The sequence below is a fragment of the Empedobacter sedimenti genome, assembly GCF_030005555.1.
Taxonomy (GTDB): Bacteria; Bacteroidota; Bacteroidia; order Flavobacteriales; family Weeksellaceae; genus Empedobacter; species Empedobacter sedimenti.
Genome location: NZ_JASCQG010000016.1, coordinates 46,274 through 59,365, shown reverse-complemented (window position 1 = coordinate 59,365; position 13,092 = coordinate 46,274). Strand labels below are relative to the sequence as shown.

10 protein-coding genes are annotated in these 13,092 nt (G+C 30.6%); 4 read left to right on the top strand and 6 right to left on the bottom strand.

Translation table 11 applies throughout. The features are described from left to right. Positions 1 to 72: 72 nt before the first annotated feature. Both QHG34_RS14150 and QHG34_RS14145 read right to left on the bottom strand, forming a co-directional pair. Complete coding sequence (locus QHG34_RS14150; RefSeq protein ID WP_282630883.1) at positions 73 to 336, bottom strand: response regulator; 264 nt, start codon at positions 334 to 336, stop codon at positions 73 to 75. Then, the gene (locus tag QHG34_RS14145) at positions 326 to 1,675 is read right to left on the bottom strand and encodes a sensor histidine kinase (protein WP_282630882.1); all 1,350 of its coding nucleotides are present in this window, start codon (positions 1,673 to 1,675) and stop codon (positions 326 to 328) included. The genes QHG34_RS14150 and QHG34_RS14145 overlap by 11 nt, the downstream gene beginning before the upstream one ends. 82 nt (positions 1,676 to 1,757) lie before the next feature. Between QHG34_RS14145 and QHG34_RS14140 the strand changes: the two genes are divergently transcribed. Together QHG34_RS14140 and QHG34_RS14135 are read left to right on the top strand one after the other, a co-directional pair. Then, positions 1,758 to 4,124, top strand: a complete 2,367-nt coding sequence (locus tag QHG34_RS14140; RefSeq protein WP_282630881.1) for an outer membrane beta-barrel family protein — start codon at positions 1,758 to 1,760, stop codon at positions 4,122 to 4,124. Between the two features lie 46 nt (positions 4,125 to 4,170). After that, positions 4,171 to 4,629 carry a GNAT family N-acetyltransferase gene (locus QHG34_RS14135; RefSeq protein WP_282630880.1) on the top strand — a complete coding sequence of 153 codons (459 nt, stop codon included), beginning with the start codon at positions 4,171 to 4,173 and terminating at the stop codon, positions 4,627 to 4,629. 45 nt (positions 4,630 to 4,674) lie between these two features. On the opposite strand, the gene QHG34_RS14130 is transcribed toward QHG34_RS14135, so the two are convergent. The 4 genes from QHG34_RS14130 to QHG34_RS14115 all read right to left on the bottom strand — a co-directional run bounded on the left by QHG34_RS14130 (position 4,675) and on the right by QHG34_RS14115 (position 9,228). Next, complete coding sequence (locus QHG34_RS14130) at positions 4,675 to 5,424, bottom strand: SDR family NAD(P)-dependent oxidoreductase (RefSeq protein WP_282630879.1); 750 nt, start codon at positions 5,422 to 5,424, stop codon at positions 4,675 to 4,677. 4 nt (positions 5,425 to 5,428) lie between these two features. After that, the gene (locus QHG34_RS14125) at positions 5,429 to 8,254 is read right to left on the bottom strand and encodes a hypothetical protein (protein WP_282630878.1); all 2,826 of its coding nucleotides are present in this window, start codon (positions 8,252 to 8,254) and stop codon (positions 5,429 to 5,431) included. Between the two features lie 62 nt (positions 8,255 to 8,316). Further along, a complete protein-coding gene (locus QHG34_RS14120) occupies positions 8,317 to 8,943 on the bottom strand; it encodes a carbonic anhydrase (RefSeq protein WP_282630877.1) in 627 nt (208 codons plus the stop codon). Between the two features lie 6 nt (positions 8,944 to 8,949). Further along, on the bottom strand, positions 8,950 to 9,228 hold the full coding sequence (locus QHG34_RS14115; protein ID WP_282630876.1) for a GNAT family N-acetyltransferase: 279 nt from the start codon (positions 9,226 to 9,228) through the stop codon (positions 8,950 to 8,952). A gap of 268 nt (positions 9,229 to 9,496) precedes the next feature. On the opposite strand from QHG34_RS14115, the gene dnaN reads away from it, so the two are divergent. Together dnaN and pheT are read left to right on the top strand one after the other, a co-directional pair. Beyond that, positions 9,497 to 10,615, top strand: coding sequence for a DNA polymerase III subunit beta (gene dnaN / locus QHG34_RS14110; protein WP_282630874.1), 1,119 nt, complete (start codon positions 9,497 to 9,499; stop codon positions 10,613 to 10,615). A 36-nt stretch (positions 10,616 to 10,651) separates the two neighbouring features. Further along, entirely contained in the window at positions 10,652 to 13,081 is a 2,430-nt protein-coding gene (gene pheT / locus QHG34_RS14105; protein ID WP_282630873.1) for a phenylalanine--tRNA ligase subunit beta, read from the top strand. The last annotated feature ends 11 nt before the right edge of the window (positions 13,082 to 13,092 follow it).

Below are 13,092 nucleotides of genomic sequence, written 5' to 3'. Positions count from 1 at the left end.
AAATATGGTAAGGTCAAAAATCCTAATGATTTTCCTACATTTCAAATTAATCAAAATAATAATACAATAATATTAAATAAAAACTATACTTTTAAATGTTCCTAACAAGGGGAAGATTACAGTTTCGGCTAATTTCTTTGCTAATGAAAAACCATCAATTTCAGGTAACATCACGTCCAAAATGATTAATTGAGTAGATTTTATCGTTTCTACTTCGTTCAATAATTTTTGTGGATGATCAAACCAAATTACTTCATAATCAGAAAATTCGAGATATTGTTTAAGAACTGTTCCCAAATCTTGATCGTCTTCGACTAAAATTAATTTAGTTTTCATTCGGCAAAACGATTAAAAATTGAACACCTTTGTCTATATTATTCTCAACATTAATTGTTCCTAAATAACGTTCAATAATGTTTTTCACTAAAAACAATCCTACACCCAAACCGCTTACATTTTGGTTGATAGAGCGATTAACACGATAATATTTATCAAAAACAAACGGAAGATCATTTGTAGGAATTCCAATTCCATCATCCGAAAAACTCAATGCTACTTCATGTCGAAATTTAAAATCTAATACAATTTCAGAAGCTCCATATTTCACTGAATTTTCAATCAAATTCTGAACAATTTGTTGAAAATCATTAATTTTCAATACATTATTTTTCTCAAAAACATTTTGATGAATAAGTTTGATTTCCGGATATTGAAGTTTAGTTTTTTGAATAATTTCACTCAAAATAACCTCATCTAACAACTCAGAATTTTCACCTTCTTTTGTGAAAATAGAATCAACCGTTTCCTCCAAACGATTAATTTGTCTGTTCATCATTTCTTTTGTTTCTTGGTGTTTAACTTGATGTAAAGCGAATTTCATCGTCGTAATTGGGGTATTCAATTCATGCGCAATAGAGTCTATTGTTAAATGTAATTGATTAATTTTTTCTTCTTGTTTCGATAAATTTTGAAGCGATTTCCAATACAAAAAAACAATTAGCGCAATTATTAATAAACTCACAATAATTAAAGGAATTATTTTCTTTAAAACTAAAAATTTCAGATTCAATAATTCGTAATCTGTTTTTCCTTTTATTTTATATTTATGCCGCTCCTTTTTATTAATTCCTAAATCAGAATCTGATTGATTAGAAATATCATCGGATGACCAAACACTTTGATTTATATTAGTTGATGTAGCAATTTTATTTGTCGTTTCATAAATCACATAATTCTTATTTGACAATAATTCTTTATGATTCAATTCATCATAAACCGAATAAACATCTGTACGAAGTGCGATTTGAAAATCTTTTCCTTTAGAATAAACATCTAAAAGAGAATCTACAATTGGAGTATAAATCTTAAAATTATAATCTACTTTAGTTTGGATTATCTGTAGTTCATCAAACTGTTTTTTTTCATCATGATTCAGTTTTTTGAAATAATCTAGAATCTTATCATCATTAGAATCTGTTTCGTATTTTGACATTGAATTCATCACTTTCAAAGCTATTTCCTGAGCCTCTTTTTTCAAATCTTTTTCAATCAATCGATAAGAATTATAGATGTAATACGTTTGCAAGCCAAGTAAAATCAACAATGCAAAAGAAAATAAAATTGAATAATATTTTTTGGAAAAAATCATACTCAAAAATACATTGTTTTTCTTCATAAATCACACATTAACGCTTCGTTAACCGTTCATTAACCAAGTAAAATTGAAACTTGGAAGAGATTTGTTAAAAATCTGAACGATGAAAATAGTAATGACATTTTTTCTATTACTTCCAAATCTAATTATCGCACAAATTATTTCTGGAAAAATTATAGATGAACAAAATCAACCCATCAAAAACAGTTCTATTGAAGTTGAAATTCCTTCACACGATCCAATTATAACTGAATCGAATGTAAATGGCGAATTTAATTTTGAGCTTCATCAAGCCCAATCATTTACACTTTATATTAAAGAATTTGGTTACCAAGAATTTGAAAAGACATATCAAGCTAATTCAGAGAATTCTTTGATTATCACACTTCAAAAAGATGAAACAATTAACTTAAAAGATGTTGTTGTTTCTAGTCAAAAACCTTTGTTGAAGCGAAAAATTGATCGAATAGAATTTAATGTTGAAAATACGCCTTTGCAAAATTTGAGTGCTTGGGATATCGTGAAAAACACGCCAAATGTTCTTCTAAAAAATGAACAGTTAAGTGTGAGAGGAAATACGCAGATTTTGGTCACAATTAATGATAAAAAAACATTAATGTCTCAAGATGATTTAAAACAATTGTTGGAAAACACAGATGGTGCCACAGTTTCTTCGGTTGAAGTCATTACCAATCCGCCTGCAAAATATGAAGCTTCTGGAAGCGCAATTATTAACATTAAAATGAAAAAAAATGTACTTTCTGGTTACAAAGGGCAAATTGCGACACGCTATCATCAATCGATTTATAGCAAAGGAATGATAGGAACTTCGCAATCTTACAACACAGAAAAATGGCAATTGACAGGAAGTTATTATTTTGTGAATGGAAAATATGTTCGCAAGAATTTTGATGTAACAACTTATGAAAAAGATCAAACACGCTGGGAAAGTGATATGATTCGTCGAACTGTTGCGAAACAACAACACATTTACAATTTTGCTTATCAGTATTCAATTGATAGTTTGCAAAATTTTCAGTTTGGAATAAATGGATCGAGAAATCCTGCGTCAATTGGAAATTATAACGTTCCAACAAATATTTACAATACAACGAATAATCAACTTGAATCATTTTACAAAACACAAAATCATCGTCGCGAGGCTTCAAATAATTTTAATACATATTTGGTTTATGACAAAAAATTTGGGAAAAATAATTTGACATGGAGCAATAATTTTAGTCATCGATATTACAAAGAAAACCAAGATGTTTTGACGAAATTGAATTTCAAAGATAAACCTTATGAAGAAAATCGTTTTTTGAGTGCAGCACTTCAAAAATTGAATCTATTTTCTACTCAAATTGATTATAGTTTGACCGAAGAAAATTTTGGTTTGGAAGCGGGAGCGAAATATAGTTTTGTGAAAAATAATAATGATTTAGATTTCTTTGAATCGATCCAAAATCAAATCGAATATCAACCCGAAAAAAGTAATATTTTTGATTACAAAGAACAGATTTTTGCTTTATATATTTCTGGAAATTACAAATGGAAAAAATGGGAAGCAAAAGCTGGTTTGAGATCTGAAACTGCTCTTATAAACACGATTTCTGATAATCCAATTAGCCAAAATAAACGAACAAACACCGATCTTTTTCCAACTTTATACGTCATGTATAATTTTGAAAATGCTGGACAAATTGGGTTGAATTATGGAAAAAGAATTGATCGACCTAACTATAATTTCTTGAATCCTTCAAAATCATATTATAATCTGTTTTCTTATTTTCAGGGTGATGCCAATGCGATTTCTACGATTATTCACAACTTGAGTTTATCGTACACTTTAAAAGATTGGAATTTCGAAGCCTATTATCGTTACGAAAAAAATCCAGCGATGGAAATTTCTATTCAAAATCCTGAAACTTTTGAAACGGTTTATCATTTTACTAACATCAAAAATGGAGAAGCTTTTGGAGCAAATCTTTCGAAAAATTTCAATCTAAAATCGTGGTGGAAACTGAATTTATTTGCGATGGGAGAATATAATCAAAACTATTATTTTGGTCCAGATAATCTGCAATACAAAAACGATGTCTTTTTTTATCACCTTTCATTGAGCACGCAATTGGATTTAGACAAAGCAAAAACATTTAATATTTCGGCTGGATATCAATACAATTCAAAGGCAATTCAAGGTTCGTTCAATATTAGTTCTTCTCAAAATACATATTTGATTTTAAACAAAAAAATATGGGATAAACGTTTCGAAATTGGATTGACTTTCAATGATATTTTTAAAACCGATCGCAATACGATTTCTACGAAATATGCAAATCAAAATCAATATTTCAAAGATTATCGCGATACGCAATATTTTATGTTGAATTTGAAATACAACTTCGGAAATCAGAAAGTAAAAGACGCAAAGCAAGCGAAAAAAACCGATGAACAAAATAGAATTTAGTGTTCCAAAAATATAAGTTTTATTAAATTTGAGGAAAAGCAATAAAATGAATTCAGTAAAAATCATCAGAACCGATTCATCTAACAAAGATTTTCAAGAATTGGTATCAGAATTAGATAAAGATTTAGCGATAAGAGATGGAGAATTTCATTCTTTCTTTTCACAATTCAATAAAATAGATAAAATAAATCACGTTGTTATTGCCTATTTAAACGAAACTCCTGTTGGTTGTGGCGCTATAAAACATTATTCTGATACAACAATGGAAGTGAAAAGAATGTATGTAAATCCTGATTTTAGAGGAAATAGAATTGCAGCTAAAGTGTTGAATGAGTTAGAAAATTGGGCAATCGAGCTAGGTTATAAACGATGTATTTTGGAAACTGGATTGAAACAACCCGAAGCTATTGCTTTGTATGAACGATGTGATTACACACGAATCGAAAATTATGATCAATACAAAGATGTAGAAGAAAGTGTTTGTTATGAGAAAATATTGAAATAAAAAGCCTCTAAAATAGAGGCTTTCAAATAAATATATTTTAATAAATTATCCTTTATAAATAACCGTTCCTCCAGCTTGCGCTTTCGGGAAGATTGTAAGATCGGCAATTTGCACATGTTCTGGTTGTTGCAACAAATACTCTATTGCATTTGCAATATCCTCACCTACCAATGGCTCGAAACCTTTATAAACATTATCCGAAAGTTCTTGATTTCCTTTGAAACGAACCAAAGAGAATTCTGTTTCTACCGCTCCTGGCGCAATATTGGAAACTTTAATTCCGTAAGGTAACAAATCATAACGCATTCCTTTGCTCAAAGACTCTACCGCCGCTTTCGACGCACAATATGTTCCTCCATTTGGATAAACTTCTTTTCCCGCAATCGAAGAAAGGTTGATGATATGCGCATTTGATGATTGTTTAAGAATTGGAATAATTGCTTTCGAAACGTAAATTAATCCTTTTACATTGATATCAATCATCGCTTCCAAATCTTCCAAATCAGCTGTATCAAAAGGTGCTAATCCGTGTGCATTTCCTGCATTATTGATTAAAACATCAATATTTTTCCACTCATTTTCTAAACTTTCTACTGCATTAAAAACAGCTTCCTTGTCTCTTACATCAAATTGAATGGTTTTAACTTCCGTAATTTGACTCAATTCTGCCTGAATTTCATCTAATCGATCTTGACGACGTCCACACAAAATTAAACGATAATTTGGTGCTAATTTCTTTGCTGTCGCCATTCCTATGCCAGATGTTGCTCCGGTTATGAAGACTGTTCTTTTCATTTTCTTAAATAATTAAAAGTGCTTTTTTAAGACCGTCCAAGATACAAGCTAAAAAGAAATTAAAAAATGATTTATCCTGTTTTCGTTCGATATTTTCTACTTTCTCTTCTTTCATTTTTCCGCGAGAATCATTCTTTACCGCCGCATTTCCAACCGCTGATAATAATTTTCGTTTTGAACCATCGTCACGCAAAACATTCACTTTTAGATCTTGATAATCTATTCCAAAATTTCCTCCAGCAACTTTATCATTTCCATCAAAATTGAATTTTATTTGATTGAAAAATCCATCAACAGAAACCTTAAGATATGGTTTTACAAAAGGATCAAGATTTTTTGCAGGAAGTTTTGAAATTGAACCATTAATATTAAATTTTTCTGAACGATTCATTGGATTAAATGTCCAATTTGCACGCAAATCTCCATTCATAAATTCTGAACGCCAATCAACTTTGACATCTGGTAATGATTTTTTGCGATAACCCGAATTAATGTTTTTAACTGTTGCATTTATAGACGAAAAAGTCAATTTTCCTGTCCCAATACTTTTCTCGGTTTCTTCTTCATATTCTAATTTAGAGTTAACCAATTGTAATTGTTTCACACCCAAATCAAATTTCATTTCGCGTAATTTTTGCGAAAATAATGTTTTACGTTTTGTATCTTCTGGTGGCAACAAACTTCTATAAATATTAGCATAAAGCTGATTGAGTTTCATGTTATTCGCTTTCAAAAAGAAATCTTTGGAAGGTGATATTCCCCACTGAATTCCATTTCCTTGTAATTGATTAACAGAAACAGTGTACAAATCGGCTTGTTTTTTAAGCGAAGCTGTATATGCTTTTCGCGAAAGTTTTGGTGTTAATTTTAATTGATTCAACGTCAAATTTCCATTCTGAAATTGCAAAGCTCCAGTATTCATTTTATACGTTTTCCCTAAATCGAAATCAATTCCTGAGGATTTTAACAACACAGATTTATACGAAAAAGGAATCGCTTCTTGAATTGTTTTTGGATCAACATTAATATGATTAAATGCTAACTGAATTTGCTTCAATGTTAAATTCGGCGTTTTTTGTTGATAAGGAATCACATCCAAATGTCCATTTACCAACGAAATTTTATCAACTTTTATTATATCATTGAATTCTTTAGAGGTTTTTCCTTCACGTTGTGCAACTCGTCTTGGTTGACCAAAAATTGTAAATTTTGGATTCTTCAAAATCACATCATTTATGTGTAATTGTTTTCCGTAAACATTAACCAAACCAAGAACAGTTAAATTAACATTATTGAAATCAAATTTTTGTGATGCAATAAAACGTGAATGTTTGATTTGAATAGTATCTATCCCAAGGTTAAAATCTATCAAAAACTTTTTAGCAGCTTTATCTACTCGTTTTGCTATAACTTTTTTATTCTTTTGATCAATAATTTTCACATTTACTTCATCTAATTTGATTGAATTGGTATGAAAATAGAACTGATTATCTTTTAATCCCCAACTATTGTTATTCAACGTTAAAATAGGCGCTTCGACATCAAGTAACATGTTTGACTTCGTGAAATTTTGATTAAATTGATCCTTTGAAATTAATGGTTTCATTTTAAAATCTTTCAGAATCAATTTCTTTTCTGTTAAATCAAAATTAGCTGCAGTTAACGTGTGCATTTCGTTTAAACGATAATACATTGAATCTAACTTAATACGAAAAGTTTTGTAATCAATCGGAATGTCATTTGTACGCGTCAAATCGTTCATTTTAATTCCTTCGATATTCAGCACAACATTATTTATTGCATATTTTACTGTTGTTGCATTGGAGAAAAGAGAACGAATTTTACCATTTTCTATTTGTAACTTTTTGATATTAATTAACTCCGCTGCATCCGTTTTGATCGTTACTTTCTTCGCTAATTGTTTATCAACTTTGTTCTCTGGTTTTGCTGCAATTATGGTAATTTTTGGTTTTTTAAATCGAATTAAATCCGTTTTGAAATACAATTTATCTTCCGACGTAAATCCCCAATCCATCTTAGAAAGTGAAAGTAATGGAGTTTCTATATCTAACAAATCACTTTCAGAATCGTTAGGAACATACAATTTACCATTCATCTTAAGTGGTTTCATCGAGAAATTATCCAACTCAAAATCAGTTTCATTAAAACGAACTTTTCTTGCTCTAATAATTTGTTTGTCTTTTACTACAAAAAACATCGAATCTAATTTGATGTCAAAAGCAGAATATTTAAACGGAATCTTTTTATCCGCAGTTCGCTCATTGAAACGAACGCCATCAAAATCAATCGAAAAATTAGACACATTTGCGATATGTCTTTTCCCAGATTGAGAGTATAAATTAAACTCGCCGTTGTTGATATTTACGTTAGAAACATCAATATTTTGCCCAACTTTTGATTGCGCTGTATCTTTTTTGACAGAGTCCTTTTTCTCTTTTAGATAATAATTTACAGAAGGATTGTTAATGTTAATAGAAAGTGCCGCAACTTCTTTTTTGGTAATCAATTTGAAAAAATTAATTCCTACAACATCTATTTCTTTGACTGTTCCTGTTGCGTCAATAGAGTCTTTTATCATCAAAGAATCTTTAGGTGAAACTTCGACGTTTTTTAATGAAAGTGATGAATTAAAAATGGAAAAACTTAAGTCTTCGTAAGTAAAATTATAAGCCGTATCGTTTTTTTCTGCAATAATTTTTGGAAGTCGATTATTCAGAAAGTAAGTAATATAAAAACTTAAAACAAAAAGTATCGCAATAATAGTTATTAGTGCGATACTTACTCTTTTTATCCAACGATTCTTAAACATTGATATAGTTTGGTTAACAGAGTTTGAACAATTATTATACCAAACTTAATAAAATGTTAAAATTACTCGTTTATATCATAAATTTCTTTGATGTTTTCTAAGATATTATCAAAGTTTAAATTCAAATCTATCAGTTTTCCTGTAAACAAATCAAATACCCAACCATGTACTTCTAGCCCATTTTTCATAGCACGCTGCACGAAAGGATTTTTCACAACATTTACACATTGCTCTTGCACATTTAGCTCTACCAAACGGTTGTAGCGCATTCCCTCGTTTTCGATTGCATTTAATTCTTCAGAATGTAAACGATAAACATCGCGAATACTGCGTAACCAAGGATTCATGATTCCTAAATCTTTTGGAATCATTGCAGATTTAATACCACCACAATTATAATGTCCACAAACCACAATATGTTTCACTTTTAAGTGCTCCACCGCGTAATCTAAAACAGAAGTGGTATTCATATCCAAACTAATAACCATATTAGCAATGTTGCGATGCACAAAAACCTCTCCCGGCTCAGCTCCCAACAATTCTTCTGCTGTAACACGACTGTCTGAACAGCCAATGTAAAGAACTTCCGGATTTTGTCCAGCAGAAAGCTTATCAAAATATTGTTCGTCTTGTCCTAAACGTTTATTTACCCACTCTTGGTTGTGTTCAAAAACTTTTTCTAAATTCATAATTTTCTAAATTACATCTTGTACTTCTGGATGTTTACCAACATAAACACTTACATAGCTACAAAATGGTCTAATTTTTAATTGATTTTTTCTTGCGTAATCTACAGCTTCTAACACTAATTTTTCTGCCAAACCTTGCCCTCTCAATTCTGGATTAACACCTGTATGATTAATCAACATTTGTTCATCCTTCAACATAAAAGTTAATTCGCCAACTTCTTTATTATTATCGTCAAGAAGCATAAAAACGCCATTTTTTTCATCTAAATTCAATTCAATTTTCATAGAATATTATTTTAAATTCAAATTAATCTTTTTGGATGAGATTTGGTCAAAAAGAATTGTTAAAAGTCTCGATATACGAGACAAATTTACGAGTCAAAAATTTCTTAGTCAAAGAAAATTTAATCAAATAATAACAAAACATCTATATCAGCTTTCTAACTGATTATCAACAACAAGGCTTTCTGTATAATAATTAATGTATAGGTATGAGTTTTTTACTTGATTATTTATTACATTTGTTAGATATTTTAAGGAAATTACTCTTCATATGAAATTTATTGTATCGAGCAACACGTTATTAAAAAATGTTAACTTAATAGGTGGAGTTATTAACTCTAATAACACTTTACCAATCCTTGATAATTTTTTATTCGAATTAGATGGAAGTCAATTAAGAATTACAGGTTCTGATTTAGAAACTACAATTTCAACAACTTTAGAGGTTGAGTCTAACGACAGTGGAAAAATTGCAATTCCATCAAAAATCTTAACAGATACGTTGAAAACTTTCCCAGCACAGCCACTTACTTTTATTCAAAAAGAAGGAAATACGTTGGAAATTGTTTCAGAACAAGGAAATTATCAGTTAGCATTCGAAGACGCAAATGAATATCCTCAAACGCCAGATATCGAAGACGCAAGTTCTACAACATTAGGTGCTAGTATTTTATCAGAGGCAATTATCAAAACTATTTTTGCTACAGGAAACGACGAATTACGTCCTATTATGACGGGAGTTTTCTTTCAAGCAAATGCAGATATTTTCCGTTTTGTTGCAACAGATGCACACCGTTTGGTAAAATATACACGCAACGGTTTAGACAATTTACAAGCTGCTGAGTATATCATGCCTAAAAAACCACTTAACTTATTGAAAAATATTTTAGGAGGAAATAATGACGATGTAACAATCGAATATAACAATACAAATACGCGTTTTTCTTTCCAAAACATCGTGTTAACTTGTCGCTTAATTGATGGTAAATATCCTAATTATGAAGCGGTAATTCCAAAAGAAAATCCAAACGTATTAACGATTAACAGAAACTTATTCTTAACATCTTTGAAACGTGTGGCAATTTTCTCTAACAAAACAACAAACCAAGTTAGATTGAAGTTAGTTGGAAATTCTTTAACAATTTCTGCAGAAGATATCGATTTTGCAAATAAAGCAGAAGAAAGACTTCCTTGTGATTACAATGGAACAGACTTACAAATCGGTTTCAATTCTCGTTTCTTAATCGAAATGTTGAACAATTTACAATCAGAAGAAATAACATTAGAAATGTCTGAACCAAATCGTGCAGGAATCATCAAACCAGTTGATGGACTAGAAGATGGTGAAGAAATCTTAATGTTAGTAATGCCAGTTATGCTAAACGCATAATTAAAAAGAATACATAAAATTCATTTATACAATACAATGAAAATTTCATACAATTGGCTAAAAACCTACATTGATACAGATATCACACTTGATGAAGTGTCTGCTACACTTACAAGTACAGGTCTTGAAGTAGAAGGTGTAGAGCAAGTAGGTGGAGCTAAAAATTATTTGGAAACCGTATTAGTTGGTAAAGTTTTATCAGCTGTGCCTCATCCAAATGCAGATAAATTAAAAGTTACTAAAATAGATTTAGGAGACGGAAAAGAAACGCAAATTGTTTGTGGTGCTCCTAATGTTGCGGAAGGTCAAAATGTACCTGTGGCAACTGTCGGAACGGTTTTACCTTCTCCTGATGGTGAATTTAAAATCAAAAAGGCAAAAATTCGTGGTGAAGAATCTTTCGGAATGATTTGTTCTGAAGTAGAATTAGGAATCGGAACAGATCATTCTGGTATTTTAGTTTTACCAGAAGATTTAAAACCTGGAGCTTCTACATTTGATCTTTTCGGAAAAAATGATGAAGTTGATCACGAAATCGAAATTGGTTTAACGCCAAATCGTGCAGATGCAATGTCACATTTTGGTGTAGCGCGTGATTTACACGCTGCGCTTAAAACTCGTGATATCGCCTCAACTTTCAAAACATATGATGTATCAAATTATCCTACGACAGATTTCGGAAAAAGTCCTATTTCTATTGAGGTTAAAGATACAGAAGCAGCGCCTCGTTATGCAGGTGTTTACTTGAAAAATGTAAAAGTTGCTGAGTCGCCAAATTGGTTAAAAAATCGTTTGAAAGTTATCGGATTATCGCCAATTAATAATGTGGTTGATATTACTAATTATATTTTACACGATTTAGGTCAGCCTTTACATGCTTTTGACGCTGACAAAATCGAAGGAAATAAAGTTATCGTTCAGAAATTAGCAGAAGGAACAAAATTCACAACTTTAGATGGCGTTGAGCGTACATTAAAAGGACATGAATTGATGATTTGCAACGAGAATAATCCAATGTGTATTGCAGGAGTTTTCGGAGGAAAAGATTCTGGAGTTTCAGACGCGACAACAAACATTTTCTTAGAATCAGCCTATTTTGAGCCTGTAACAATTCGTAAAGGTGCAAAAGCACATGCGTTAAATACGGATGCTTCTTTCCGTTTTGAGCGTGGAATTGATCCTAACACAACAATCGATGCGTTGAAAAAAGCAGTGATAATGTTAGTTGAAATTACTGGAGCTGAAATTGCATCTAATATTGATGATATTTACCCAAATCCTATCAAAGATTTTAACGTAAAATTACGTTTACATAAAGTGGTTGAATTATTAGGAGTTGAAATTCCTGAAGATAAAATCAAATCGATTTTAGAGAATTTAGAAATTAAAATTTTGTCAGAAAATGATGGAATTTTAGATTTAGAAGTTCCTGCTTATCGTGTAGATGTACAACGTGATGTGGATTTGATCGAAGATATTTTGAGAATTTATGGATACGATAATATCGAAATTCCTTCAAAATTCTCGTTTTCTTATGTTCCAAATCAAAAAGTTAGTCCAGATAAAATCGAAGATTTTATTGCGCGTCAATTGATTTCTTTCGGATTCAATGAAGCGATGAATAACTCGTTAACAAAAAGAGAATACGAAGAAGTTTTCTTTTATCCAGAAGGAGAAAGTGTTGCCATGTTAAATCCGCTTTCGGCTGATTTAGCTGTAATGCGTCGTACTTTATTGAATGGTTTATTAGAAAATGTTGCATTTAATATCAACCGTCGTAATTCGGATGTTAAATTATTCGAATTTGGGAAAGTTTACCGCAAAATTGATGGTATTTACGAAGAAAATAAATGTTTAGGAATCGTTCTTTCAGGAAACTTTAATAGCGAATCTTGGACAGGAAATTTACGTAAAGCTTCGTTTGCTGATTTGAAAGGTTTGGTTAAACAAATTTTTGTTCGATTAGATATTCAAATTACAGATGAATTACCAGCGAAAGATGATAATTTCTTAGATGGTATTGAATTTGTTGCTGGTCAAAAATCATTAGGAAAACTTGGAATTATCAACAAAAAATTAGCGAAAAAATTAGGCGTTAATCAAGATGTTTTCTTTGCTCAATTAAATTGGGATGCAATGGTTACTTTGGCAAACAAACACGATTTGAAATACAAAGAAATCTCTAAATTCCCAGGTTCTCGCAGAGATTTAGCTTTGTTACTTGATTCTTCTGTGAAGTATGAAGAATTGTACAAAGCTACTACTGAAGTGAAAACGAATTTATTGAAAGCCGTTAATTTATTCGATGTTTACGAAGGAGATAAATTACCTGCTGGTAAAAAATCGTATGCTTTAAGTTTTATGATTCAAGATGAAAATAAAACATTAAGCGATCAAGAAATTGATGGTTTAATGAATAAATTAATCAAATTGTATCAAGAAAAATTTAGTGCTGAATTAAGATAAAATAATCCGAA